This window comes from Streptomyces sp. IBSBF 3136, from assembly GCF_036815105.1.
Taxonomy (GTDB): domain Bacteria; phylum Actinomycetota; class Actinomycetes; order Streptomycetales; family Streptomycetaceae; genus Streptomyces.
In genome coordinates, this window is sequence record NZ_JAJSZC010000044.1 from 17821 (window position 1) to 43117 (window position 25297).

General features: G+C 68.8%; 22 protein-coding genes and 10 pseudogenes. 19 read left to right on the plus strand and 13 right to left on the minus strand.

The window, feature by feature from the left end:
- Window positions 1-78 precede the first annotated feature (78 nt).
- Together V7E45_RS12385 and V7E45_RS12390 are read right to left on the minus strand one after the other, a co-directional pair.
- Window positions 79-348, minus strand: a pseudogene (locus V7E45_RS12385) (transposase); the annotation flags it as partial.
- Between the two features lie 707 nt (window positions 349-1055).
- A complete protein-coding gene (locus V7E45_RS12390; protein WP_333774172.1) occupies window positions 1056-2018 on the minus strand; it encodes an NADP-dependent oxidoreductase in 963 nt (320 codons plus the stop codon).
- A 111-nt stretch (window positions 2019-2129) separates the two neighbouring features.
- Here V7E45_RS12390 and V7E45_RS12395 point away from each other — a divergent pair, with 111 nt between their 5' ends.
- Entirely contained in the window at window positions 2130-2429 is a 300-nt protein-coding gene (locus V7E45_RS12395; protein ID WP_333774173.1) for a hypothetical protein, read from the plus strand.
- A 433-nt stretch (window positions 2430-2862) separates the two neighbouring features.
- A pseudogene (locus V7E45_RS12400) lies at window positions 2863-3027 on the plus strand (aminotransferase class III-fold pyridoxal phosphate-dependent enzyme); the annotation flags it as partial.
- Here the strand turns inward: V7E45_RS12400 and V7E45_RS12405 are convergent.
- The 3 genes and pseudogenes from V7E45_RS12405 to V7E45_RS12410 all read right to left on the minus strand — a co-directional run bounded on the left by V7E45_RS12405 (window position 2992) and on the right by V7E45_RS12410 (window position 4431).
- Window positions 2992-3822, minus strand: a complete 831-nt coding sequence (locus tag V7E45_RS12405; protein WP_443056020.1) for a DDE-type integrase/transposase/recombinase — start codon at window positions 3820-3822, stop codon at window positions 2992-2994. The pseudogene V7E45_RS12400 and the gene V7E45_RS12405 overlap by 36 nt on opposite strands.
- Window positions 3717-3983, minus strand: a pseudogene (locus V7E45_RS40575) (helix-turn-helix domain-containing protein); the annotation flags it as partial. The pseudogene V7E45_RS40575 and the gene V7E45_RS12405, both read right to left, overlap by 106 nt.
- A gap of 49 nt (window positions 3984-4032) precedes the next feature.
- Window positions 4033-4431 (minus strand): VOC family protein, encoded by a 399-nt coding sequence (locus tag V7E45_RS12410; RefSeq protein ID WP_333774175.1) that lies wholly within the window; start codon window positions 4429-4431, stop codon window positions 4033-4035.
- Window positions 4432-4524: 93 nt separating this feature from the next.
- Between V7E45_RS12410 and V7E45_RS12415 the strand changes: the two are divergent.
- A pseudogene (locus tag V7E45_RS12415) lies at window positions 4525-5521 on the plus strand (helix-turn-helix transcriptional regulator).
- A gap of 178 nt (window positions 5522-5699) precedes the next feature.
- Here V7E45_RS12415 and V7E45_RS12420 read toward each other — a convergent pair.
- Both V7E45_RS12420 and V7E45_RS12425 read right to left on the minus strand, forming a co-directional pair.
- Window positions 5700-6368 carry a class I SAM-dependent DNA methyltransferase gene (locus V7E45_RS12420; protein WP_333774176.1) on the minus strand — a complete coding sequence of 223 codons (669 nt, stop codon included), beginning with the start codon at window positions 6366-6368 and terminating at the stop codon, window positions 5700-5702.
- 231 nt (window positions 6369-6599) lie between these two features.
- Window positions 6600-6965, minus strand: coding sequence for a YybH family protein (locus V7E45_RS12425; RefSeq protein WP_333774177.1), 366 nt, complete (start codon window positions 6963-6965; stop codon window positions 6600-6602).
- A gap of 98 nt (window positions 6966-7063) precedes the next feature.
- Between V7E45_RS12425 and V7E45_RS12430 the strand changes: the two genes are divergently transcribed.
- The 4 genes from V7E45_RS12430 to V7E45_RS12445 all read left to right on the plus strand — a co-directional run bounded on the left by V7E45_RS12430 (window position 7064) and on the right by V7E45_RS12445 (window position 10169).
- Window positions 7064-8020: a LysR family transcriptional regulator gene (locus V7E45_RS12430; RefSeq protein WP_333774178.1), complete on the plus strand. Its 957-nt coding sequence runs from the start codon at window positions 7064-7066 to the stop codon at window positions 8018-8020.
- 11 nt (window positions 8021-8031) lie between these two features.
- On the plus strand, window positions 8032-8517 hold the full coding sequence (locus tag V7E45_RS12435; protein WP_333774194.1) for a hypothetical protein: 486 nt from the start codon (window positions 8032-8034) through the stop codon (window positions 8515-8517).
- A 717-nt stretch (window positions 8518-9234) separates the two neighbouring features.
- On the plus strand, window positions 9235-9660 hold the full coding sequence (locus V7E45_RS12440; RefSeq protein WP_333774179.1) for a hypothetical protein: 426 nt from the start codon (window positions 9235-9237) through the stop codon (window positions 9658-9660).
- Window positions 9615-10169: a hypothetical protein gene (locus tag V7E45_RS12445; protein ID WP_333774180.1), complete on the plus strand. Its 555-nt coding sequence runs from the start codon at window positions 9615-9617 to the stop codon at window positions 10167-10169. The genes V7E45_RS12440 and V7E45_RS12445 overlap by 46 nt, the downstream gene beginning before the upstream one ends.
- A 106-nt stretch (window positions 10170-10275) precedes the next feature.
- On the opposite strand, the gene V7E45_RS12450 is transcribed toward V7E45_RS12445, so the two are convergent.
- Window positions 10276-10959, minus strand: coding sequence for a hypothetical protein (locus tag V7E45_RS12450; protein ID WP_333774181.1), 684 nt, complete (start codon window positions 10957-10959; stop codon window positions 10276-10278).
- A gap of 690 nt (window positions 10960-11649) precedes the next feature.
- Between V7E45_RS12450 and V7E45_RS12455 the strand changes: the two genes are divergently transcribed.
- Together V7E45_RS12455 and V7E45_RS12460 are read left to right on the plus strand one after the other, a co-directional pair.
- The gene (locus tag V7E45_RS12455) at window positions 11650-11925 is read left to right on the plus strand and encodes a hypothetical protein (RefSeq protein WP_333774182.1); all 276 of its coding nucleotides are present in this window, start codon (window positions 11650-11652) and stop codon (window positions 11923-11925) included.
- 128 nt (window positions 11926-12053) lie between these two features.
- Window positions 12054-12461 (plus strand): hypothetical protein, encoded by a 408-nt coding sequence (locus V7E45_RS12460; RefSeq protein ID WP_333774183.1) that lies wholly within the window; start codon window positions 12054-12056, stop codon window positions 12459-12461.
- Between the two features lie 589 nt (window positions 12462-13050).
- Here the strand turns inward: V7E45_RS12460 and V7E45_RS40580 are convergent.
- Both V7E45_RS40580 and V7E45_RS12470 read right to left on the minus strand, forming a co-directional pair.
- Window positions 13051-13386, minus strand: coding sequence for a DUF6308 family protein (locus tag V7E45_RS40580; protein ID WP_443056021.1), 336 nt, complete (start codon window positions 13384-13386; stop codon window positions 13051-13053).
- A 6-nt stretch (window positions 13387-13392) separates the two neighbouring features.
- Window positions 13393-15360 carry an acyl-CoA dehydrogenase family protein gene (locus V7E45_RS12470; protein WP_333774185.1) on the minus strand — a complete coding sequence of 656 codons (1968 nt, stop codon included), beginning with the start codon at window positions 15358-15360 and terminating at the stop codon, window positions 13393-13395.
- Between the two features lie 340 nt (window positions 15361-15700).
- On the opposite strand from V7E45_RS12470, the gene V7E45_RS12475 reads away from it, so the two are divergent.
- From V7E45_RS12475 to V7E45_RS12485, 3 genes and pseudogenes are all read left to right on the plus strand, one after another.
- Window positions 15701-16834 carry a GH12 family glycosyl hydrolase domain-containing protein gene (locus tag V7E45_RS12475; protein WP_333774186.1) on the plus strand — a complete coding sequence of 378 codons (1134 nt, stop codon included), beginning with the start codon at window positions 15701-15703 and terminating at the stop codon, window positions 16832-16834.
- A gap of 63 nt (window positions 16835-16897) precedes the next feature.
- Window positions 16898-17154 (plus strand): annotated as a pseudogene (locus V7E45_RS12480) (carbohydrate ABC transporter permease); the annotation flags it as partial.
- 124 nt (window positions 17155-17278) lie between these two features.
- Window positions 17279-17485, plus strand: a pseudogene (locus V7E45_RS12485) (NAD(P)H-dependent oxidoreductase); the annotation flags it as partial.
- A gap of 123 nt (window positions 17486-17608) precedes the next feature.
- Here the strand turns inward: V7E45_RS12485 and V7E45_RS40585 are convergent.
- Window positions 17609-17881: pseudogene (locus tag V7E45_RS40585) on the minus strand (ISKra4 family transposase); the annotation flags it as partial.
- Window positions 17882-17990: 109 nt separating this feature from the next.
- On the opposite strand from V7E45_RS40585, the gene V7E45_RS12495 reads away from it, so the two are divergent.
- From V7E45_RS12495 to V7E45_RS12515, 5 genes and pseudogenes are all read left to right on the plus strand, one after another.
- The gene (locus V7E45_RS12495; RefSeq protein ID WP_333774188.1) at window positions 17991-18347 is read left to right on the plus strand and encodes a PRC-barrel domain-containing protein; all 357 of its coding nucleotides are present in this window, start codon (window positions 17991-17993) and stop codon (window positions 18345-18347) included.
- A 93-nt stretch (window positions 18348-18440) separates the two neighbouring features.
- Window positions 18441-18851, plus strand: coding sequence for a hypothetical protein (locus tag V7E45_RS12500; protein ID WP_333774189.1), 411 nt, complete (start codon window positions 18441-18443; stop codon window positions 18849-18851).
- A 391-nt stretch (window positions 18852-19242) separates the two neighbouring features.
- On the plus strand, window positions 19243-19959 hold the full coding sequence (locus V7E45_RS12505; protein ID WP_333774190.1) for a DUF4232 domain-containing protein: 717 nt from the start codon (window positions 19243-19245) through the stop codon (window positions 19957-19959).
- A 178-nt stretch (window positions 19960-20137) separates the two neighbouring features.
- Window positions 20138-20626, plus strand: a pseudogene (locus tag V7E45_RS12510) (transposase); the annotation flags it as partial.
- A complete protein-coding gene (locus tag V7E45_RS12515; protein ID WP_333774191.1) occupies window positions 20517-20816 on the plus strand; it encodes a hypothetical protein in 300 nt (99 codons plus the stop codon). The pseudogene V7E45_RS12510 and the gene V7E45_RS12515, both read left to right, overlap by 110 nt.
- Here V7E45_RS12515 and V7E45_RS12520 read toward each other — a convergent pair.
- A complete protein-coding gene (locus V7E45_RS12520; protein ID WP_333774192.1) occupies window positions 20813-21265 on the minus strand; it encodes a hypothetical protein in 453 nt (150 codons plus the stop codon). The genes V7E45_RS12515 and V7E45_RS12520 overlap by 4 nt on opposite strands.
- A gap of 1068 nt (window positions 21266-22333) precedes the next feature.
- Between V7E45_RS12520 and V7E45_RS12525 the strand changes: the two genes are divergently transcribed.
- Both V7E45_RS12525 and V7E45_RS12530 read left to right on the plus strand, forming a co-directional pair.
- Window positions 22334-23791: a helix-turn-helix domain-containing protein gene (locus tag V7E45_RS12525; RefSeq protein WP_333774193.1), complete on the plus strand. Its 1458-nt coding sequence runs from the start codon at window positions 22334-22336 to the stop codon at window positions 23789-23791.
- A gap of 110 nt (window positions 23792-23901) precedes the next feature.
- Window positions 23902-24252 (plus strand): annotated as a pseudogene (locus tag V7E45_RS12530) (IS630 family transposase); the annotation flags it as partial.
- A gap of 27 nt (window positions 24253-24279) precedes the next feature.
- On the opposite strand, the pseudogene V7E45_RS12535 reads toward V7E45_RS12530, so the two are convergent.
- A pseudogene (locus tag V7E45_RS12535) lies at window positions 24280-24617 on the minus strand (M15 family metallopeptidase); the annotation flags it as partial.
- Window positions 24618-25297: the final 680 nt, after the last annotated feature.

The window sequence follows — 25297 nt, forward strand, 5'->3', positions numbered from 1 at the left end:
TGCCGGACTTGCCGCGCCGCGCCCTGCGCGGTCCGCTGACGTAGGGGCTTCGCCGGGAAGGGGGCGTTCCATGAAACAGGCGATCGTTCTCTCCACAGTCCAGCGGTGGCGGCCCAGCCGCTGAGAGGACTCGATGCCCTTGCGTGCGATGCGCGGCGTGATGTTCCGCGAGCGGAGCCATCGGCGCAGGTGGTCGTAGTCGTACCCCTTGTCGCCGTGCAGTTTTGCAGGCCGTCGCCGACGAGGCCCGCGCCGGGAGCGGATGGGAGGTATGCCCCGCACCAGCGGTTCCAGCCCATGGCTGTCGTGGGTGTTGGCAGCCGAGATGCCGATCGAGACGGGCAGACCGGTCCGCTCAGTGCAAGACAGCCTGGGCGTCGGTCAGTCGGCGGGTCAGACCGCCTCGGGCGGCACCACCGACATCCTCACAGTCACTCGTTGATGTCAGAAACCTTCGACCACATGCCAGCATGTCGCCCGTGATCACCATTGACGTCAGCGAGGTAGCCGACGAGCGCGCCCTGCACCTGCTTCTGAAGCGGGAACTGAGCTGTGCGCTTCCTCGGCTGGGATCAGCTCGCGACCGGCGTTCCCCGCGGGGCCGCCATGCTTCGCCGGGCGCTCGACGACTACCAAGCCACATACCGCCCGAAGTTCGTCGCTGAGTATGCCTAGCGATGAGCAATCTCCGGGATTAGACATGGCGTTATCAGTGTCGCAGATCCAATCGGGTGACCTGCGGCTGTCGCCTGCTACGACTGTCGTCAGTAGTCGTCGCCGGTCGGCACTGGGCGGCCTCGGACGGCCCGGAGACGGCCCAGCGAAGATCACTCGTCGGCTGCCCGCCACCCATCGAGCCGGACCTTGACCTGGTGGTTTGTGGGTCGCATGCCAGACGACCTCCCCACTGACGAAAAGGCCCGGAGGGCCGGGAGGTCCATCCCGAGCGGCGTGCCCCCGGCCCCCACGCCATGGCTCGCCACCGCGGCGGCTCTGTACGCGGTCGCCCTGGCGGTGTGCGCGGCGGCTCTGGCCGTCTAGCCGGGCCAGCCGAGCTAGAGGGCGCCCTCGTAGTCGGGGGCGGGTTCGGGCCAGTCCACCTTCACCACGATCTTGCCCCGGGTCCGCCCCTCCTGGTTCAGCCGCTGCGCTACCGCCGCCCGCTCCAGCGGGAACGTCTGCGACACGTGCACGGACACCACGCCCTCCTCGGCCAGCTCGGACAGCCGTGTCAGGTCGTCGGTGTCGGGGCGGACGAAGTAGTACAGGCCGCCGTAGTAGACCACCTCCGGGTCGGCGATGGAAACCAGGCGGCCCTCCGGCGTCAGCAGGTCCGCCGAGGTCTTCATGGTCTGGCCGCCGATCGTGTCCAACGCCGCGTCCACGCCCTCGGGCGCGAGCGCCTGGACCCGTTCGGCCAGCCCCTCGCCGTACGTCACCGGTTCGGCGCCGAGCGAGCGCACGTAGTCGTGGTTGTACTGGCTCGCCGTACCGATGACCCGGGCGCCCAGGTGCGCGGCGAGCTGGACGGCGATCGAGCCGACCCCGCCCGCGGCGGCGTGCACGAGCACGGTCTCGCCCGCCTTGACCTCCATCACCTTGGTCAGCGCCTGGAAGGCGGTGAGCCCGGCCAGCGGCAGCCCGGCCGCCTCCTCGAAGGGGAGGTTGCGCGGCTTGCGGGCCAGCGTGCGCACGGGGGCGGCCACGTACTCGGCGAAGGTGCCCCGGGAGAGGAAGTCCTCGCGCACGTAGCCGATGACCTCGTCACCGACGGTGAACTCCGTGACCGAGGCGCCCGGCTGCACCACCACCCCGGAGACGTCCCAGCCTGTGACCACCGGGAAGACGGCGTCGAGGATGCTGTCCAGATGGCCCTCGCGGCACTTCCAGTCGACGGGGTTCACCGCCGCGGCCAGCACCTTCACCAAAACCGTGTCGGGTCCGACCTTGGGATCGCGGACCTCGCCGTACTCCAGCACCTCCGGGCCGCCGTACCGGCTGTAGCTGATCGCCTTCATGGGTTCGACCCTCCGGAGTATGCGAACGCCACGCAAGCCAGATGACCCGATATGAGCTGCATGCGTGGCAGCCTTTCACCAGTCAACACCTCGTACCCCTGAAGGTGAGCAATGCCCCCGCTTCACCAGGAACACGCCTCCCACGACATCCACACCCACGGACCGGGCTGCGGCCACACCGAGGTGCCCCACGGCGACCACGTCGACTACGCGCACGACGGCCACCTGCACCGCGAGCACGCGGGCCACTGGGACGAGTGCGAGGCCGGTGGACACACGACGCACGAGGGCCACGACCACCACCACGGCGAGGGCTGCGGCCACCAGCGCGTCCAGCACGGCAACCACGTCGACTACCTGCACGACGGCCACCGGCACGCCCAGCACGACGGACACTGGGACGACCACTGACCCGCCGGCCCGCCCGACCGGCCCGGGCTCACCGGGCCGGCGACCACCTTCCGACAGCTCCCCGTCTCGCAAGGGTGTTCTCCGAGCTATCGCGCCGTTGCACACCCACCGCTCCCCACCGCCCTCCGCAGCGCGCCGCTCCAGGTCGATCAGGGGTCACCCCTGGAGCGCTGGCGCTGGAAGCAGATTTTGAGATCCGGCCTCATCCTTGCCAGGTCGATCACGGTGCACCATCAGCGCGTCTGACACCAACAAGGGCGGACAGCGACGGCCGGCGCCGGACCCAAGCGGACCATCCGTCGAGGTGCTAAGGCGGTTGCCCAGTTAATGAACGGTCGCAACGCGGTACCGGCTAAGCGTGGGCAAAAAAGGTACGCGCCGCTGGCGGCGGTGACCGTACCTGCGGACATCTACCTTCGCCCGCGACCCGCTGCTGGGCGGACTACGCCACGGTCACACCACCGGCGGTCATGCGACCGCCTGCGCCGCGGCCCTCGCCGTCCTGGACATAGTCGAGAACGACAAGCTCGTCGCGGCCGCCGCCGCCCGGGGCGCACAACTCCTAGACGCTCTCGCTCCGCTGAAGCAGCGGCCGACCGTGCGCGACGTACGGGGCCGGGGTCTGCTGATCGGCGTCGAGATGGCCTCCATGGAGCACGTAGGCCCACTCGCGGGCCAGCGTCCCGTTGAACCTCTCCACCTTCCCGTTCGTTCGCGGCGTGTACGGCCTGGTGCGCTTGTGCTTCGTTCCCGTCACTACCAGGGCAGCAGCCCAGGCGTGGGAGCGGTAGCGGGAGCCGTTGTGAGTGAGGATGCGGCGGATCGGCGTGATGTCGTGGGCGGCGAAGAACGCGACGGAACGATGCCAGAACGCGGCTGCGGTCACGGCCGTCTCGTCGTCCAGAGCCTCGGTGTAGGCGAGCCGGGGGTGGTCGTCGATCACCGTGTGCAGGTACGTATAGCCGACCTTCCCGGTGCCGGGACCGGTGCGCTTGGAGGCCCGTGCGGCTTCGGTGCCGCGGTCGTGCATCCGCCAGCCACCACCGGCGGGGATGCGACCGAGCTTCTTGACGTCGACGTGGACCAGGTCGCCGACGTGGTCGTGCTCGTAGCGAACGACTTCGCGCAGTTGCCCGCCGGTGGGCGGATCGAGGTCGCGCAGGCGGCTGAGCCCTCGCCGGACGAGGACGCGGTGCACGGTGGCCGGTGCCACGGTGATGCCATGCAGCCTCTCCAGTTCGGCGGCGAGCCGGGCGGGCCCGTACTTGGCTGGCGCCGCAGCGCCTCTACCAGATCGGCGATGTCCTCGCTCGTGCGGTTGGGGCTGGCGATGGGTCGGGAGGAACGATCCATCAGGCTGTCCTCGCCGTGGGCGAGCCGGCGGGCGTACCACTTGGCCAGGCAGCGGCGGGAGATTCCTGCTTCCGCAGCGACGTGTGCGATCGGACGTCCGGCATCGACCCGCAGGCACAAGCGCAGACGTCCTTCGGGCGTCAGCGGTGCGTTCAGATGTCCCCTGCCGGTGGCGCTCCTGGACACGGCGTCCGCGTTCACCGGGAGCCCTGGGATCTCGGGGCTCCCGCGTGAGCGGCTGTGTGTGGCGTCAGCGTGCGAACTTTTCGATGGCCTCCGGGGTGACGGGGGTGAAGAAGTTGACGAGGTTGCCGTCGGGGTCGCGGAACAACAGCGACCGGTTGCCCCAGGGCATCGTGGTGGGCTCGTTGACGAAGTCGGTGACGAAGCCGGTCAGGTTCTGGTGAACGCGGTCCACGTCGTCGACCAGGAACTCGGTGATCACGCTATGGTTGTCCGCCGGGCGGGCAGAGCCCGGGGCGAACAGCGGGACGGTGCGGGTGCTGGCGATCGCGAGGGTTGCGCCCGCGGTCTTGAGCTCGGCGAAGTCCTCGGTGGCCCGTATCGCCTGCATCCCTGTAGCTCGCTCGTAGAACTCAGCGAGGCGTGCGACGTCGCTGGTGATGATGCGGATCGAGACGAAGTCCATGGGAATCTCCTTGGCTGTGCTGGAGGCGTGCACGTCGCAGGCTAGGAGAAATAGTGGACAGAATCGGTCCTGTATTCGCGTTAGGCTGCGAACATGCCACGACCCACCGGCCGCGTGTTGACACTCCTGGAGCTGCTGCAGTCGGGCGGCACCCGGACTGTGGCCGAGCTCGCGGACCGTCTCGGCGTCGAAGGGCGCACTGTGCGGCGGTATGTGGACCAGCTGATCGACCTGGACGTGCCCGTGGAGTCGGTGCGCGGCCGCTACGGCGGGTACCGGCTGGCTCCCGGGTACCGCTTGCCTCCGCTCATGCTCAGCGACGACGAGGCGCTGGCCGTGCTGCTCGGCCTGGTCACCGGCCGCCGGCCGCCGGGCAGGGCTGACGACGACGGAGCGCACGGCAAACGAGACGGCGTCAGCGAAGATCCGGCGGGTGCTGCCCAAGCACATCGCCCGCCGGCTCGACACACTCCTGGAAGCTCTCGCCTTCACGGATCAGCCCGGCGAGTTGGACCACCCGGACGCCGGGCTCCTGCTCACCATCGCCGATGCGGTGCGCCACCGCCGACCGGTCTCGATCCGCTACACCGACCGCGACGGACGGCGCAGCGAACGCACACTGCACGCGTACGGGATCGTCGCCCATGCGGGCCGGTGGTACGTCACGGGCAAGGACGCCCAAGTCGACGAGGACCGAACCTTCCGGCTCGATCGCATCGCAGACGCGAGGACCCTGCCCGGCTCATTCGAAGCGCCCGTGGGTCCCGGTCCGGCACAGCGCGTGTTGTCAGGATTCGCCACGGCCGAGTACCAGCATGAGGTGACCTTGCGGATCCACGGGACAGTTGAGCAGATCCGCGCGCACCTCCCCGCCAGCGTCGCGAGCCTGGAGGAGCACGAGCCTGCGGCCGGCCAGGATCCGGCGGCTGAGCACTGGCTGCGCGTCGAGCTACGGGCGCAACAGCTCGACTGGTTGCCTCGGATACTCGCCTCACTCGACCGGCCGTTCGTCATTGAGCGCCCCGCTGAACTACGCGACATCGTCATCGCGCTCGCCGATCGCCTCACGTCCTACGCCCGCCAAGCCTGACAGCGAGGAACCAATGTCATGAGACGGCACAGCTAGTCTGTTCCTTAAAGTTCAAATGGGGAGTCGTCCCGCCGGGGAGACCGCCGCTGGACAGCGGCCTCGGTATCCGAACGGAAATTAGCGGTAGGCGTCAGGTGGAGCCCGGCAGGAGCCCCTGTGCCGCTTGTGACGCTGATCGTCAGCCGGGACGCCTGGCCATGACGACCACACCCGGCCCGCTCCACTCATCCGCGGGGAGCCGGAGTTCGGCGACCGGGTGTAGTCCGGCCTGCTCGATCAGGTCCACGAGTTGTTCCGGCCGCCACGTGTGCGTGGTCCAACGAACGGGCACTCCTCCGTAGGCCTCGGTGCGCTCCGCGTCCTCGTCGCCGACGTGTGTGCCGGCGATGAGGTGCCCGCCCGGCTTCAGGGCGTGCGCGAAATGGGCGAGGACCTGGGGAAGGACATCGCGGGGGAGGTTGAACAGGGACCACCAGCCGAGCACGCCGCCTAGGGAGGCTTCAGCGAGGTCGAGCTCGGTGGCGGAGGCGACGCTGAAGCGGCATTGCGGATGGAGGCGGCGCGCGTTCTCGATCATGCGGGGAGAGAGGTCGACCCCGGATACGTCGAGTCCGCGTTGGGCGAGGTAGCCGGTCACCGTGCCGGGGCCGCAGCCGACGTCGAGGACGGGCCCGAGCTCGCCCACGGTGTCGGCGAAAGCGTCAATCGACGCCTTGAGCCAGGGATGGCGCCGGATGTCGCCCATGCCGGTTGTCACCACCATGTGGGCGTAGTTGTCGGCCACGCGGTCATAGGACTCACGGACCACGTCGAGGTCGGCTGGGCGGTCAATAGGATGTGCGCGCATCAGCCAACGATAGGACCGCACCGGGGACTTGGGGCTGGTGAAGCGGTTCCACCCGGGACGACACACGGCTCCTCAGCCTGCCCACCATCAGCCCCAGAAGGCGAAACGGCCCACCGACTCCATCGGCGGACCGTCACGAAAGATCGAGGTCAACTCCTTGACACTGGGGTACCGACCTCTCGCGGCCGCGCCCAACAGCCTTCAGTTCCGCGAACTCGCGGAGGCGAGGGGTCAGCGGGTGGGTGGGACGAACTCGGGCTGGTCGAGCAGGCGCAGCCAGCTTCCATCAGGCTGGCGCCGGACGACCTGCGCCCGGGCGCAGGCCCCGTCCATCGGAGGAGTCGAGGTGAGGGCGATGTCGCCACTGATCAGCGTGGGCAGCGGTTGTTCCTGCTCAAAACGGGGACGGTTGGCCAGCACCTTCTCCCACAGCGCACGAATCGCCTCCCGGCCCACCGTCTGGTCGCCGGGTGGGTAGGCCATCACCGCACCCTCTTCGTAAAGTGCGGCGACCCCGGCCGCGTCACCGGCGTTGGATCGTTCCACGAACAAGCGGGTGATGTCCTCGGGCCGCATGGCCTTCTCGTACTCCGGCATGAATTCCTCCTGACGTCGGGCTTCGTGGCTTCCAAGCGTGGCTGCCGACTGGCCAGAATTCCAACAGATGAATCTTCTAGAAACTAGAATCTGCAGTCATGGAGCTGAGACAGCTGGAATACTTCGTCGCGGTCGCCGAGGAGCGGAACTTCACCCGGGCAGCCGAGCGGGTGCACATCAGCCAGTCCGGCGTCAGCGCCCAGATCCGCCAGCTGGAACGGGAGCTCGGAGCTGAGCTGTTCGACCGGTCGGCCCGCACCGTCACCCTCACCGTCGCCGGAAAGGCCGCACTCGAACACGCCCGCGCCGCACTCGCCGCCGCTGGGGCAGTCGGCCAGGCGGTGGGCGACGTGACCGACCTGATCCGGGGGCACCTCACCGTCGGGATGGTCATCGGCTGCAGCCTCACCCCGCTGTTCGACGCTCTCGCCGCGTTCCACCAGGCACATCCCGGTGTGGAGATCTCGCTGCTTGAGGACAGCTCCGACCGGCTCATCGAGGGGGTGCGCACCGGCACCGTCGACCTGGCACTCATCGGGGCGGCAACCGCCACCCCCGACGGGCTGGACGCGCTGACCATCATCAGCGAGCGGCTCGTCGCGGCAGTCCCGGCCGGGCACCCCTTGGCGAAACAGCGGCGGGTCACCCTGCGCCACCTGATCGCCTACCCGATCGTGTGCATGCCGCCCGGCACCGGCCTGCGCACGGTATTCGACCAGGCCTGCGCCGCACAGAGCCTTCAACCCGCGATCTCTCTGCAGGCCAGCGCCGCGGACGCCATTGCCGGCCTCGCCGCCCGCGGGCTCGCCGTCGCCGTCCTCACCGACTCCATGGCCGCGAGTTACCGCGACCGGCTCACCGCCCGCACCATCGATGATGTCGATACACCCGCATTGCTCGCCCTGATCTGGAAGAACACGCACAGCCCGGGGATGCGTGAACTGCTCGTGCACAGCCGGCAAGCATTCACCAAGCCCGCCCCCGCGACTTCACCGCGAACCCACGGGCCTTCTCGACCGACCAGCAGTCCACCGCCCGGCAGAACCTCGACCTAGACGAGGCCGGCATCCAGAACCCGGTCATCCTCCAGGAGGGCCCGGGCACCTCCAGCCGCCTCCACCCCCTCCAGAGCCCAAAGTTCCGCGCGCTCCTCGACTACGCCCGGCCGGGTGACACCGTGCACATCTCCGAGATGTTCCGCCTCGTACGAGGCACCGGGCACATCCTCAACGTGTTCGACATCCTCCACCACGACCGCCTCGCGGCCGCTTTCAAGACGTCACGGGGAGAGAAGCTACGTTGCCGCCGATCTGGTGGAGAGATTCGCGGAGCGCGGCATTCTCCACTTCGAGTTCGGCGGGGACGACCGAGGATGTGCTCTATCGCCTGGCGGTCGCCCACGTCCTCAAGGAACAGGGCCGGAACTGTCTGTCATGCCGCCCACTCTGCCCGCACCGCTTCAGGAGCGCCAGAAGATAAAGAACAAGCTCAGGCAGGCAACAAGTCCCCTTGGGCGAGGTCGGCGTGGCCTGACCGGGATCCCTTTCAGTGAGTCAGTGAGGACGTTTGCTGGGGCATCGAAACGCCCCGGCGGCGTCCTTTATCTGCCCGGTCCACAGCCTCACTCACTGCCCAGCGCGCCGCTACCGCATCGGTAGTCCGACGAGCATGATCGACTAGTGTCCAGCAAGGCTAGACAAGTGGCACTTTTAGTCACAAAATGAAAACAGGCGTCTGTGTCGACAGCGGCTGGGCCGCCGGTCCTCTGGAGAAAGGAGGACCGGTTATGCAGGAAAACCTTCTGCACCAGCCGTTGATAGCTCTGACCGTGATCTGCCCTGTATGGGCGGTTTGACGGAAGGGGGCGATCCTGATGTTCGGCGTTGAAGGTCAAGTTCGGACCCGCGAAAGCGGCCCGCACAAAGCCTGAGCGGCGGAACCGAAGGGTAAGCGGCGCTGAGCGCCGGTGACCGGCTGGCAGGGCTTGCCCTGTCAGCCGCGATCCTTGTCTGCGACTACCCCTCCTGGGGCGGCTGCCCCACGTACGTGCGGCGTCCCTGCACCGTCCAGACGACGCCCTCCTCCACGAGGACGGCGATGGTCCGGCGCACGGGTCGACCGGGCGAGCCCGTACTCCTGCACCAGGCGGGTCTCGCTGGCCACGGGCCGCCCGTCCTGCCAGTCCCCACGCTTGATGCGCGCCTTGAGGATCCCGGCAAGCTGCCGGTACGGGGTCACCGGCCCCTCGTGATCGATCTCGGCATCTGGGTTGACAGTCCCTGTCCTCAACGTTGTCGTCTGGCCGCTCGCGATCCTTGGCATCATCTTCGGCGCCATCGGCCTCTCCAGGGCGGGCAAGGTCCGCAAGGGCAAGGGCGCCGGCATCACCGGCCTCGTCACGTCGGCCGTAGCGATCATCATGTTCTTCGCCATGAACGCCCTGTTCTTCTCCGCCGTCGACAAGGCCAGCAAGGAGCTGGACAAGTCGTACGACTCCACCACCGTCGGCGACGGTAAGTCCAAGACCGGCGGCACCAAGAAGTCCGCCGTCGGCTGCTCCAGCTCTTCCACGCGCAGCTGTGCGACCGGCCCCGATACGGCTACTGGGAGTTGCGCCCCGCCGCAGCCACTCCGATGCCGACCGGTCTCGTGCGTCCGACCACCGCTCCCCTGCTTGACGTCTCCTTCCTCCTGACGGGCATCCACAACCGCACCGGCCAGGTTGTACTGCTCCACACCCACTCCCCCGTCACCGGCGAGCGGCTCTGCATCGCCGCCGTCGGAGCCCAGGACGTGAGCTTCCGTCGCGAACTGGCCTTCACGCCCGAGGCTGTCGACCGTCTTCGCCGGGCTCCCCTCGACTCCGACGTACCAGGCCTGGCCATGCTTGCCAACCTGGCCGGCCACGATGCCCCGCTCCGAGAGGACCTGCGTCAGATCCGGTCCGCTCAGGTAGCGATCACCGAGTCGCCGCTGCCCGGCTGGATCCTCATCTCGGTCCCGGTACGCCGCCTGCCTGGCGCACCGGCTGTTCCCGGTGCCGAGCCGCGGGTGGTCGCATCGGTCAGCATTCTGACTCCGAAGCGTGAACAGGGCGATCCTCTGGTGGCCTACGGGCGGCTTCTGCGCAACACCGTGCACGCACCAACTGAGTCCAGCGTGGTCGTCCCTCGCCCACGCTCTGCGGCTCCCCGAGCGGCGTGACTCAGGCAGGTGCTCCCTTGCACGGCGAGCAAAGCAGCGGCCCATCCGGCGCCCGAACAGCGATCTCCGCTGGCGGGCGCATGGGCACGTTGGCCGTGACGCGGCCCTACCCACGAGACAACTCAGAACGCAGCAGGGAGCTTCGAGCCAGATACAGGGCGGGCGCGCGCAGACCTGGCGGCGCGATCTGTAGCGGCACCGCCAGGCCGTTCCTCCTGCCGCCCTGGAAGTGGCCTCCCTGCACGTCCAGCCGGCCCTGGACGTCACCTTCCAAGGCCAGCCCGCCCGGTGCGAGCAGGGTGAGCAGCTCATCGGTGGGCAGGCTGAGCCGCAGGCCGCGCACGGAGAGTTGCAGCGCGGAGCCCGTGGGATCGGACGGCACGGCGAGGGCGAGGTCGGTGTCCCGTACCCGCAGCACGTCGGCGAGCTGGAGCGTGCCCAGGTGCACGCTGAAGGAGATCTCGGGCGGCAGTGTGTCGCGAAGGACCTGGACGTCGTTCGCGGTGACCACGAGGACGTCCGGGACGGTGAGGTTCCAGCTCGGAACCGCGCCGCCCACCGCGTCGGCGAGCAGCGCCAGCAGCTTGGGCCACAGGTCGCCCGCCTGATCGCTCTCCGGCACGCCGACTCGGGACAGCAGCGCCGAGGGCGTCAGGCGCGCCCCCGGCAGTCCGAGCGCCTCCGCCAGCTTCGCGCGCCTCTGCGTGACGTCGAGCGCAACCAGCTGGGGCAGGACTTCGGCCAGCCCGGTCCGCAGCTGCTTGGCAAGATCGGCGACCGTCCCGTTCATGGAGTCACATCCGTGTGGGGCACGTCGGCCCCTCACGAGGGACTGACACGCATTCACCGGTGCCACGGCTATCCGCACCAGCCAGGTACCACAGTCCGTACTGTACGTCCGGCCTGCAATCCGGAAGCACTCACCTCACCCTGCCGGGTGTGCGCAATTGCTCCACCTGGCGTGTCCCCTCTCCACGGGGGACGACCGAGTGGGCTGCGGTCCCTTCGCAACCGTCTGGAAATCGCAGCGCTCGACAAAAGTGCTGCTCGCGGCGGGTGTCGACGCGCCGGTGTGGGGCCGCTCAGAGGGGGAAGCGCGGTGGGCGGCCCCGCGATGCCGCGATGGCGGGATGCAACATGACAGCGACAGTGGCCGGGGACCGGAACTGGTACGAGGACGCGGTGACTCCCTGCGAGCGGGAGCACAGACGGGACACGAGACCCATGATATATACGGCTCACACCGGTACCGCTGTCTCATGTAGTGAGCGCCCATTGCTCCTGGGCTCCCGCCTGCGGAGCGTGCACGTGGGCACCTGTTTGCCGTACTCGATGTGCGCCGGCCCGGCATTCTCGGAGTATCCCGTGAGTTCCCCTGAGCCCTGTCGGCTCCCCGACCCGGTGGCCAGGGGGTTCTTTCTCCTTCGGGTGCTCTGCGGCTGAAGCTGCTACTGGACTGGCTGGAGCACCGGCGCAGCCGGTGGCCGAACACTGCGAACATTCACCTGCTGATCAACAAACAACCGCCAACACGACCGGCCGAGCCAGCAACCACAGGAACAGCACTGCGAGCCGCAGCCAGGACGCGACCCTGGGGAAACTCCGCGTCGACCACCAACTCGAAGAGGCCATGGCCAAGGGGCCTGACCCACTCCATCTCGCAGAAGTCTTCGGGCTCGACGAGAAGACCGCGATGCGCTATGCGGACTCCGCACGAGCCCTGCTGGAGCAAGCCACCGAGCAGCCATCGCAGTGAAACCAGCTGTTCCCTGGAACCACCGAAAACTGGACAACCTGCCCTAGTCCCGAATCGCCAGGCGTCAGCAAGGGAAGGCATATTCACCGCGTCAGACCGAGCGCATTTCAGAGGAAACGGGAGGAAACATGGTTCGCGAAAGCCTTGTTCGGCGGCTTGCCTGCGTGGTCTCTATCGCTGCACTTATGACGCTCGGCCTTGTGGGCACGGCGGAGGCGAACGGCACCGGAACCGCGCAGCCAGCCGCAACGCACTGGTACACGACGCCGAACCCTGGCAACGACTGCGGTCTCAATCTCCGCAGCTCGGCGAGCACCAGCGGCACCATCGTCGGCCACCTGTCCAGTTGCAGCCAGGGCGCATGGTGTTGGTATCAAACGGGCGGCTGCGGCTCGACGGTCACGGGCGGCTCTTACACGTGCAATTACGCAGATGGAAGTAGCGGACTGCACGACAACAAGTGGGCGCGTGTGGCCGATAAAAACGGAAAGCTCGCCTACGTGGCCAAGTCGTGCGGCTTCGCTCAACAACTGTAGAGCCGCAGCGCGCCGCGTAGTTTGACGAAGCCCACGGCGCCGGTAGCCGGACGCCTGTGGGCCGCACGGTAGGCGGCGTTCAGGGCGATGAGCGGCTGCAGACACTGGCCGATCCGCGGTGCCGGCGCGGGAAGCGTCACCCCTTCGTGGCAGTACTGCTGATCGCCTGCTCCGCCATGGACCCGTGTGACAAGGTTCGTGGCGATCAGCGAGTGGGCGGCCGAGGCTGCGCAGGATGTCCTGGCCCGGCTCGGCGGCCGTGCCTCGACGGCCCTGACCTCGAGTTTCCCGCCCGGAGGTGCGACGTCCGCCGGGAGGACACCCGACCCGGCAGGCCCCGACATGAGCGAGGACCTCCAGGCCGACGTCACCGCCGAGGCCCTTCGGATCGCTCAGCATCCCCCGCCATCGGCATGCGATGGACCTGACCACCCAAGCCCGGCCGGCCAGGATGAACGCCCAAGCCCGCGTCTGTGCCGCCGAACCGGCCATGAAGCGTACACGTACATATAGCGTACGCAGTACGTACCAAATGTGGATAGATCGCAGCACACGCCAGAACGCCCAAGCAGCGTCATAGGGCCGGGCGTCAGCGAGGGCAGGCGTGCCCGGTGTCCCGGTGCCCCCTCCACACCGCCACGTCGCACACCCGCAGCGCGCTCACCGTCTCCGGCACCCCCGTCACCTGGCGCAGCTCATGCAACTGGCGGTGCACAGCGCCGTTGTCCTCGCGCAGCGCGGCGTGCAACGCAAGCCAGAACGGTGGCCGCGGGCGGCCCAGAGCGCAACGCACCATACGGTCGCAGACCGGCAACAACCGCGGACGCTTCCCCGCGAAGAGAACTCGGCAGTGAGCCAGTAGAGGCCGACACGTGAGGGTGGGCGACGGAGCGACAACGCCGGGGGGCTTCCGGGGCCAACTGATGTGCGCTCAGTCGGCGGGGCCGACCAGGTCCGGTGCTCGCAGGACGGGAGCGGGGATGCCCCAGGCGTCGACGAGGTCGACGGCGAGGGGGCGCACCTTGCGGCAGAGGTCGTTCACCTCGCGGCTGATCGCCTTGGACCGCTGGACGGTCAGTCGGCCGTGTTCCATGAACCAGGCGCGGTCGGCTTCGATGGTCGAGAGCGCGAACAGGTCGCACAGCAGGCCCAGGGCATCCTTCTCTGTGCCTTCGGGTAGAGCCCGCACCTTGTCGACGAAGGCTTCCGTGACCAGCCGTTCGACGTGGGCCCGGGCGAGGGCGATGACGTGGTCCTGGATCAGCGAGAAGACCGCGCCGGGCTCGTCCTGCTGGACGCCGCGCTTTATGCGGCGGGCGAGGCCGGCGAGCATGTGCTCCTCGCGGAAGCGGACCATGGCGAGGTGGTACTCCGAGTCGAGGAGTCCAGCTTCCCGGTCCCATGCGTCACCGCCGGGCAGCAGGTCGCGGACACGTTCGAGGAGTTTGTGCGCCGAGGTCCGCTCGATGACGGTCTCGACGGCTAGGCCGGTGACGTAGCGGACCATACCGAGCTGGTCGAGGTCCTCGAACTCGGTCGCGTGGTCGGTGAGCAGGCCCTTGGCCACGAGCTGGAGGAGCACGTGGTTGTCGCCCTCGAAGGTGGTGAAGACGTCGCTGTCCCGTTTGAGGGCGGCGAAGCGGTTCCGGGCAAGGTAGCCCGCGCCGCCGCACGCCTCGCGGCACTCCTGGACGACGCGGGTGGCGTGCCAGGTGGCGAGTGCCTTGATGCCGGCGGCTCGCGACTCAAGGCGGCGCCGTGCCTGCGGGTCGTTTTCGATGCTGGAGAAGACCTCGTGCAGCTGGGCTCGTACGACGTCCTGGGCGAAGTGCAGCGCGTAGGTGCGGGCGAGGAGGGGGAGCAGCCGGCGCTGGTGGAGGCCGTAGTCGAGGAGTACCTGTTCCTCGGTGTCCTGGGACGATTTGAACTGGCGCCGCCGGTCGGCATACTTGGTGGCGACCGCTAGTGCGACCTTGGCGACGCTGACTCCGGCTCCGGCAACGCTGACTCGGCCCTGCACGAGGGTGCCGAGCATGGTGAAGAAGCGTCGGTCGGGGTTCTCGATGGCGCTCTCATAGCGACCTTCGGGGGTGACCTGGGCGAAGCGATCGAGGAGCGCCTCGCGGGGGACGCGTACCCCGTCGAAGCGGATGCGTCCGTTGTCGACGCCGTTGAGGCCCAACTTCCGGCCGTCGTCCTCTATGGCGACACCGGGCAGGACCCGGCCGTCCGACCGTAGGGGAACGACGAAGGCGTGCACTCCCTCGGTCCGGCCGTCCACCTCCAGCTGGGCGAAGACGACGGCGAGTTCGGCGTGGCGGGCGGCGTTGCCTATGTAGTCCTTGCGGGCTTGCTCGTCGGGAGTGGTGAGGACGAACTCCCGGTTCTCGGGGTCGTAGCGGGCGATGGTGCCGAGCGCCTGGACGTTGGAACCGTGACCCACCTCGGTCATGGCGAAGCAGCCCATCAGCTCTCCGGTGACCAGGCGGGGCAGGTAGGTCTTGTGGTGGTGGTCGGTGCCGAGATGCAGGATGGCTCCGCCGAAGAGCCCGAACTGGACGCCGACCTTCACGAGGACGGAGAGGTCGCCGAATGCCAGGGTCTCGAAGGCGGCGATCGACGCGCCGACGTCGTCGCCGCCGCCGTATGCGCCGGGGAAGCCCATGCCGGTCTGACCGGTCGCGGCCAACTGGACGACGACATCGCGGACCCTCTCGCGGAACGCGTCGATGCCGAGCTCATCGGCCTCGTCGAGGACGGCGGCATGGGTGACCAGGTTGGTCCGGACGAGGTCCCGGATCCCGGCGTACTCGCCGTCGAGGACGGCGGTGAGGGCCGGGACGTCGATCTCGGGCTGGAGCCGGCCGCCGGCGGGGACGGAGCTGTTCTCGGTTGCCATGGCGCTTCGCTACCCCGAGCCGCGACGATCAACCGACGCGACCCCGGCGTCAAGCGTGGTCGGGGCGGGGCGCGGGACCGGTGCGCGGTTCCGAACGGCTGACGGACGCTGCCACTGGAGGCCGGGGGGCACCGTCTGGCGCGGCCACGGCACGTGATGCCAGTCCGACCTGGGCGTTCGAGAGAAGGTTCAACGGATTCGCGTTCACCACCTTGTCAGGGCCACGCCCCTCTCCTACAGTCCCTGCGAAACGAAAGCCGTGGGAGCGCTCCCAAGTCTTCTCGTCACTCCCGCGCGATGCCTTCACGTATGACTCCCCCACATCTCCGAGAGGACCTCCGTGCGAACCTCACGGCACCCCCTCCCCCACAAAGCCTGTGGCCTGTTAGGCGCCCTGCTCGCCTCGCTCGCCACCCTGGCCGCCCTGCTGGGCACCGCCCCCGCGGCACACGCCGACACCTCGATCTGCGAACAGTTCGGGTCGACCACGATTCAGGGCCGCTACGTCGTCCAGAACAACCGTTGGGGCACGAGCCAGACCCAGTGCATCACCGCCACGGACTCCGGGTTCAGGATCACCCAGGCCGACGGCTCGGTCCCGACGAACGGCGCCCCCAAGTCCTACCCGTCCGTCTACAACGGCTGCCACTACACCAACTGCTCCCCGGGTACAGCCCTTCCGGCCCAGCTCAGCAGCATCTCCAGTGCGCCGACCGGCATCTCCTACAGCTACGTGAGCGACGCGGTGTACGACGCCGCGTACGACATCTGGCTCGACCCCACGCCCCGCACCGACGGGGTCAACCGGACCGAGATCATGGTCTGGCTGAACAAGGTCGGCCCCGTCCAGCCCGTCGGCACGCAGGTCGGCACGGCCACCGTGGCCGGGCGCCAGTGGCAGGTGTGGTCCGGCAACAACGGCTCCAACGACGTCCTGTCGTTCGTCGCCCCCTCCGCGGTCGGCAGCTGGAACTTCGACGTCATGGACTTCGTCCGACAGGCCGTCTCGCGGGGGCTGGCGCAGAACAACTGGTACCTGACCAGCGTCCAGGCCGGGTTCGAGCCCTGGCAGAACGGCGCCGGCCTCGCGGTGACCTCGTTTTTTTCCACGATCAACACCGGCACCGGCGGCGGTTCCGGGGGCTCCGGAGGGTCCTCGGCCTGCACCGTGTCCTACGGCACGAACGTCTGGCAGGGCGGCTTCACCGCGGACGTGACCGTCACCAACACCGGTTCCGCCCCGCTTGACGCGTGGAAGCTGGCGTTCACGCTGCCGGCCGGGCAGCAGATCACCGGTTCCTGGAACGCCTCCCTCGCTGCGGCGTCGGGGGCCGTCACGGCGAGCGGCGTCTCCTACAACGCGGAGATCCCGGCCGGCGGGAACGTCACCTTCGGCTTCCAGGGAACGTACGGCGGCACCTTCGCCAAGCCCGCGACCTTCAGCCTCAACGGGACCGCCTGCGCCATCGCGTGATGCGCCTCGCGCGACAGCTCCTCCCCTCGTCCTCGCCCTCCCGGGTGACGTCCTCCCGGGCGGGTCGTGTCGATCTACATCTTCCTGCAGTTCATCCGCGGCATTCCCACATCCCTGGACGAGGCCGCGCGCCTGGACGGGGCGAACTCCGTCACGATCTACCGCAGGATCATCCCCTTCCTCTACATGCCTTCGGAGGACCTCGGCACCATTTCCACGGCCCTGTTCCGCTTCACCTGGTCATCCTGCCGACCCTGGTCGTCTTCCTGTTCCTGCAGCGCTACATCTACAACGGGTTCGCCCAGGGGGCCACCAAATGATCGCTTACAAGGAGACGTTCACCCGGCGGCCCTGGACGACTGGTTCCCGGTGGGAGCCGGTGTCCGCCTTGCCGACGCTGAAAGGCTCAACCCGACGCACAGACCTACTGAGGCGTAAGGGAATGTCGAGGTAACCGAACTGGTCGCGCGAGCCGACGGCGTCGTGATCGGCACGCCGGTCCACAAGGCCGCCTGCACCGGCCTGCTGAAGTCGCTGCTGGACCTGCTTCCGCAGTACTGGCCGCCGGCAGGGCCGTACGGCTGCCGAGTGCCTCGGAGAAGCGACCGACGACCTGGGCCCCTTGTGGGCAAGACGGTGCTCCCATCGGCGCCGGCGGAAGCATGGATCTGGCAGGTCTGGCCGGTATGCCCCCGGCATCACCTCGGCGTCTACGGCTCGGAGCGGGAGGGTGCGGCCGTGTGGTGGTGCGCGGGCGATGGCGGGTTGCGTAGGTCTCTGGTCGGGCGCGAGATAGGGGCGTTCGTGTTCGCGGGCGGCGTGGTAGCGCCAGCACGGGCCGAGGTCTCCGTTGGCCAGGATGGTACGCAGTCGCAGTACGGCTTTCGCTCCGTGAAGGCGCCAGCGGGCGCCGGTGATGTCGAGGCGGTCGGCGATCAGGTGGCGGCAGGCACCCTCGACCGCGCCGGTGGCGATCGGCCAGCCGGCTGCGAGGGCAGCGCCGTAGCGGAGTTGGTCGAGGTGGCCCGCCAGGTAGCGGTAGCGGGCGTCGACAGCCTTGACGGCGTTTACAAGCCCGCTTCACGGACATTTGGAGCCCCCGAGACGGAAACCGAGATGCGCAGGCATCTCTCTAGCGCATCTGTGGAGGATGAGCGTGACTGAGAACATGTGGAACTACGCGCCCACAGCCGGCCACACTCCTGACGCCGATCTGACCGGCTATGCGGTGGAAGCGACGGACGGACACATCGGCAAGGTCGACAAGCACTCCAGCGACGTCGGATCGCAGTACATCGTCGTCGACACCGGAATGTGGATCTTCGGCAAGGAGGTCCTGCTCCCAGCCGCTACGATCACCCTCATCGACCACGATGCGAGCACCATCACTGTCGCTCGCTCCAAAGAGCAGATCAAGCGCGCACCGGAGTTCGATAAGGACAAGCACCTGGGCGACCCCGCCTACCGCGACCAGATCAGCGGCCACTACGGGGCCGGCGGCGCCGGCCACTGATTCCGCCGATTCCCCAACAAGGCGGCCGACCACGACTCCGCTACGCCTCATCAGCGACGTCACGGCGGATACATATCTGCTGACACACGGCGCGTGGACCTGGCGGCCGCCAGCGCCCGGCTGGAGGCGGATGCCGATGCCGCCGCGCGTGCCAGGGCCGGCGAGCGGGCCCGCCGGTCTGCCACCGCGCGTGCCAAGGCAGCCGAGCAGGCGCGCCGGTCTGCCGCTGCGCATGCCTCTGCCGCCGAACGGCGTCTGCAGGAGGCTCTGCTGCAAGCACAGGAACGGCGGGCCGAGCAGGAACGATTGGCCGTGTTCCTCGAACATGCCGGGACGGCTGCCGGGGTGTGGCCCGCATTCACGCGGCTGGTGCGTACCGTCTCCGGCAAGACGGTCGAGTACGGCGGCCAGAGTCCCGCGCACGGCAACGGGCTGCTCGTCTACAGCAGGCCCCACCCGAGCCGGGAGTTCCGGCTCGGGTGGGGTGGTGTGCCCCGATCCTGAAGCACTCACCCGGTGGCCGGCAGTGCTGACGATCCTGGTACCCCGCCCGGAGGGCATACCGCACCCCGGGCACCGCACTGGGAGCACCCGGCACGACGTAGGGAACGTGATCACCGGGACCGGCCCGCGAGGTGATGCGCGCCGGATGAGCCCGCGTCGTCCGCCGAGGGGTCAGGCGCGGGACGGCCGACGGATGCCCGTCACGCGGCGGTGTCTCGCAGGGCGGGGACGCCGCTCGGCGCCATGGCCGCCGAGCCGTCTTCGCCGCCGAGCGGCGTGACATAACAGTGAAACCACCGGGACGTGTCCGGTACAACCGTCGCGGCACCTGCGGCGTCATGAGTGTCACACGGCCAATTGAGCCGCTCTCGTCAGCAGAAAGGCAACCGCGATGTCATCTCCGCTCACGCTCCGGCGGGTATTCCCGGCCACCGCGCTCACCTGTGTCGCGGTGCTCGCCGCCGGCTGCAGCGCGGGCCCGGCCACCTCTTCCTCGGATGGCACGGCTGCGGCCACGGCTTCTGGCGCATCATCGGCCGCGCCGGCGCCGTCCGGGAGAACACCGGCCGGGACAAAGTCAGCCGCGGCAACGCCGACTGCGGCTCACACGGCTCGGGCCGGCAGTACCGGCACCAGTACCCAGGCGCAACCGGCCGGAACAGCGCACAGACGTACCGCTGCCTGCCCGACCCGTTATGTGAGCGCCAGACTGGGTGCCAGCCAGGGTGCCGCGGGCAGTGTCTACCAGGTGATCGACTTCACCAACATCTCCCAGACCACCTGCACCCTGTACGGCTACCCCGGCGTGTCGCTCGCCGGCGGCACCCCCGTCCGTCAGATCGGTTCGGCCGCCACGCGGAACACCACCGCCCCCCGCGCGCTGGTGACGCTGGCACCGCGGGCCACCGGCAACGCGCTGCTGCGGATCACGGACGCCGGCAACTACCCCGCGACACAGTGTCATCCGACGGCCGCGCAGTACCTGCAGGTCTACCCGCCGGGCCAGACGACCCCGATGTACGTCTCCTACAACTCGACGGCCTGTGCCGGGACGGTTGGCATCCTGAGCGTCAGCGCGATCCAGCCGGGCCCGGGAAGTATGCCTTAGCACGCCGGCGCGCCGTCGCCCGGCGGGCAAAGTACCGCGCCGTTGGCCCCGCCCGAACGCCGGGGCCTGCCCGCACCGCTCGTTCTGCCACACCGCCGGTCGCGGCGACGCCAAGCACCAGATGACCCCCGGCTGGCCGTAACCGTTCGTCGCCGCGCGGGAGGCCGGCAACACCTCCCGGACGTCGATTCTGGACGCCATTCGACTGGAGCCCGGCGCCAACCTCGTCGCCGTCACCGCCACCCAACTCCACGACATGATCGGCCAATTGATTGACGCCGGACAGTGGAAAGCGGGCGATCCTGGGGTCGTGGTCGTGCCGGACGCCGGATACGACGCCCCGCGCATCAGCGCGGGCGCCGACGAGCGGCTCGATCACCGTTTCGTAGCCGTACTTGTTACTGAGCCCTTTCAGCCTGACCCTGCAGTCAGCGCGGGTAGGCATCGCCGCCGGTGGAAATCCGACGCGTGCCGGTCGCCGGTCGGCACGACGGGGCGGGGGGTGGCTGCGGTCCTCGTCTGCATCCTCTTGACGAACTCCGCTCTATGCTCGGGCGATGGCCGATGTCTCGAGGATGAAGACCTTTTTTGCCGGCTGCATGGACAACGCGGCGAAGGTCGGCTTCAGCCTTGTCGACGGTCGCGAGTTTCTCGGCTGGATCGCTGAAGTCGCGGACGATCGGGTATCGGTCGCTTGGGCGCCCAGCCCGATCTTCATGCAAGCCACGGGCGGCGAGAAGTGGAATCCGGACGATGAGTGGATACCGTTCAGCGCGATCCTGGCCGGGACACTCGCGTGGTACGACACGTCTGCCAGGCGGTGGGTGACGTACCCGCATTGTTCACGGGCTTTCTAGCGCCGGTTGATCCCTGGGAGGCGGACGTCGTAAGAGTCCAGCATCTGCACGGTGCGCGCCCGTGTCCGGTCCTTCATGTAGGGCCAGGCCGCCTCGATGAGCCCTTCAGCGTTCAGAAGCTGTTCGAGCACCTCGAAGTACACGGCGCCGCTGACATGCTCACTGGAGCGGGCGACGATGGTCTCCACGAAGTCCCAACAGCGGCCGAGAAGCTGGGCGTCGGGTCTGACGCTCTCCAGCTCGGGCATCAGCACGGGCGTGGTGAAGCACTCGGCCAGCAGCCGATACAGCAGCACCCACGCTTCCTCGGTCACCATGGCCTTTTCCGCGGGATGGCCAGACGTCTCTGCAATGGAGTCGGCAGATTCCGGGATCATGCGCAACAGCAGCGAGGGGATGTCCGCGGTGGCGATCTCAACCCGGCTCTCGTCGGCGGGTACGTCGTTCATGTCTTCCTGTCAGCTAGGGGTTGGTCATGGGCGCGGGGCCCACCGTACGAGGTGCAGAGCGCCACCTGGCCGCACTCGATCAGCCACTCGGGATCGAGTGGGCGCCTCCGCTCACGACGGTGTTCGGCCTCCCGACCTTCCAACAGCGCTCCACCGATCGAGCCGGGCGAGGGACAACGCCGCCTGCTGGACCGCGACCCGGCGGGCGAAGCGGAGCAGCTCCAGGCGGCATGGTTTGTTCGCCGGTTCTCGCAGGACCCGCAGCCACAGCGGCGCGCGCACCAAGCACCTCTGAGATGACACCGCACGGCAACTGGCCGACGAGGCAATGCGTGAGTGCCCCGGTGACTCCACCTGGGCACGTCCCGTCGAAACCAGTGACTCCCAGGCCGGGTGCGGCAACTGCGACAGGGCGTACTGCAGAGCGACGGTCTTGCCCTAGCCAGCGTCGCTGTTCAGACACACCACCGCCCCCACCGCGGCCGCGTGCGCGACCGTCCGCAGCACCGACCCGCAGGAAAGAGCTCCACCGCCCTACAACCAATTGTCCGCCTTGTCTTTGAGCACACCCGGACGAAGATCCGGCTGATCGTGCGGGAGACACATGCACATCCCTACGGCCGCGGCCGCTGTGCCGCCACGCCTGCGGACAGCACCGGGGCGCCGGCGACCACAGCGGACCGATACACATGGCCTGGACGGCCGCACCGGGCAGAGGGCAAAAGGGGTGCTGCTCACGCCAGGAGCGGCACAACGCGGTGAACTCCTGCTGACACGCAGCCAAGAGGTCCACAGGTCGCTGCAGGCGTTGCTGTAGGCCCGCCGCCCGGGCGGGACACCCTCGTGCCCCGCACCCCAGCAGCCCGCCGCGCCCCACGCCTACGCCGCGGCCCCGCACCCCGGGAGTACGCGAGTGCGGGGCCGTGCGCATCAGCCGTCACGGCGGCGCGGCGCAACGCCAAACGCCCCTCCAGCCACGGTGGAACCATCCCAGCCCATCCGACGTGCAGGTGTATGGACCACATGGACCGCCTGGGACACGGGGACACACGGCAGGACGGGGGAACGATGTCGACCGGGGACGACGTCGAGCAGTTCGCGGCGCTGCTGCGCCGGCTGAAGGACCGCACGGACCGGAGCTACGGCTCACTGGCCCGGCGCCTCAACATGAACACCTCCACGCTGCACCGCTACTGCGCGGGCGACGCGGTCCCGCAGGACTACGCCCCCGTGGAACGCATGGCCGCCTTCTGCGGGGCGAGCCCGGAGGAACGCCTCGAACTGCACCGCCTGTGGCTGCTCGCCCTGACGACACGACAGCGGCCGAAGGGTGAGGAGGCGGCGGAGCCGACAGCGGCCGAAGGGGCACTGAAGCCGACAGGGGACGAGCGGGCTTCGGGTCCGGCCGGCCGGACGGCGGGGCGTGCGGGTAGCGGTGTGGGTGGCGGCGCCGACGGCATCGGTGGTGACGGGGGCTGCACGAGCGGTTCACCACCGCGACTCGATGCGGGCGCGCCCGACGCGGCGCTGCCTGCTTCCGACGCTCCTGGACCGGGCAGTCGCGAGTCGACGGCCACGTGGGATCCGGTCCGTTCAACTGGACGGCCCTGGTACCGCCGTCGCGGCACTGTCGTCGGCACGGCCACGGCGACCGTAATGCTGGTGACGCTGGGCAGCATGTCGGCGCTGTCGGCCGACCGGTCTCACGGCACCTCCGCCAAGGCCCCCGGTCAGTCCCGTACGACAGGAGCCGGTACGTCACGCCACCCCTCGGCCACTGCGGCCGGCCCCTCCCGCAGCCGTTCCTCGGCCTCGGCCTCGCCCTCCGCGGGGGCGCGGGCTTCAGGGAGCCCCGAGTCGAAGGGCGGACCCTCGGCGGAGACGAAGAACGACGCCCCCATGCCGCTCGCCTGGACCGCCGACTCGCAGATCTGGGACGGCGGTTGCGGGCACGACTACGTCATCGGGAAGGACCCGGCCCAGGTGCCCCCGCCACCGGTGCAGCAGGACGCCGGAGTGTGGGCAGCGACGCAGCAGGCGGTACCCGGGCAGCAGACGATGGTGCAGATCTCGGTGCAGGGGAAGTCGTCCACGTCCGTGGTCCTCACGGCGCTGCGGGTCCGTGTCGTCAGCCGCGGCACCCCGGTCACCGGCACCGCGTATGCCATGGGCCAGGGCTGCGGCAGTGATCTGCCGCCCCGCAACTTCTCCGTGAACCTGGACGTCGACCGCCCGATCGCCCACCCGGGCCCCGGCAACGACAGCGGAACGCTCGTGCCCGCGGTGCAGTTCCCCTACCGCGTCTCTGCGGAGGACCCGGAGGTGCTGCAGCTCACCGCGACGACCGACGCGTACGACTGCAACTGGTACCTGGAACTCGACTGGTCCTCCCAAGGCCGTACCGGCACGGTCCGCATCGACGACCACGGCCGCCCGTTCCGCACCAGCAGCATCAAGGGACTGCCCCGCTACTGGTACGGCACGAACGACCACGGTGTGCGCCAGTGGGTACCCACGAACTCGTGAGACCTCAGGAGCTGCTCGGGTCACATTCGATGTGCCCGTTCCCGTCCCCCAGGCCCGGAGAGCGGCTGAAAGCGAGGCCGCAGCGCTCATAGGGCACCACGTCTCGCCGCAGGGCCTCGCGCCCCGAGCGGTACGCTGCGGGTGTCGGACTCCAGCATGAGGGCGAGACCATCCGGCGCTGGGCAAGGAAGAACCGCGTCGCGCTGTGCTTCACCTCTACCTACGCGTCCTGGGCCAAGCCGATCGAGGCCCACTTCGGACCGCTGCGGCAGTTCACTCTGGCCAATTGAAACCATCGCAGCCACCCCGCACAGACCCGGGCCCTGCACGCGTATCTGCGCTGGCGCAACGCCAACGCCCGTCACCCCGACGTGCTCGTCGCCGAACGCAAGGAGCGCGCCCGCATCCGCAGCGAGAAGGGCATCCGCTGGGGCGGACGCCCCCTTGCCGCGACGGCCTGACGGGCTACCGCGGCTCAGTCGGGAGCGTCATTCGTACACGCCTTGCCGACTCGGTCCGTAACAGGCGCTTGCCGTTCCGGTGGCCAGCGCCCAGTAGCGGTCGCCGAACGACCAGTGCCACCACTCCGTCGGATAGTTCACCAGGCCCACGCCGTCAGCACACGCCCCAGGATCTCCCGGTGGGCGCGCGCCTGCTCGCCGATCCCGGCAGCGTCGGTGTAGCAGGTGCCGGCGCTCTCCTCCGGAGTCGCGTTCATAGGCGTACCCAGATCCAGCTCACGGCCGTTCGCATCCACGAGCGTAAGATCCACCGCCGCGCCCGCGCTCTGCGGCGCGATCTCCGGTGGCGACACGAAACGGCTCGCCTCCGCCTCGCCTCAACCCAATTCTCTGCCATGGGGTCCGGTCGAGGGCGTTCACTCGTCTACTGACTGGGACGACTCGGACTGGCATGGGCAACCGGCAGAGCAATTCACTCTCACGCTGGCCATGGACCCTTCGTTGAGCACGTTGTGCCACGCGGCAGGCTCGTGAGTGTCACGTGCAGGACCCTTGTTTGAACTGCTCTGACCAGCGAACTCCTTCGCTCAACCGTGTCTGCGGCGGCTCACCCGCCACTCCTGGGCGAGTCCTTCGACGCCGCTCTGCGCGAGGCTTGCGAGAGTGCTGGCCGACCCGAAAGGCACAGAACGCGTCCCGTACCGCACAGAAGTTCCGTAGCTACCGGGTATCGGCACTGCATCGCTGCCGGCCGACCGGTCGGGGCTAGCCAACCGGCGCATCGACCGGTACGTCGACCGGTACGTCCGGCACGAGCGGTGCGCAGCGGCCCCGCAGACAGGAGGAGCAGGGTTCCACTGCTGGGTCCGCGGGGCCGGTGCATCACTCACCTACCCTGCGGAGCGTCCGATACGCCCGATCCCTCCCAAGCGTTCGTACAGGAAGGTTAGTTAGGCGCGTGGGGGGGGGGGGGGGGGGGGGGGGGGGGGGGGGGGGGGGGGGCGCCGCCGGCCCCCCCCCCCCCCCCGCCCCCCTTCCAGACGCA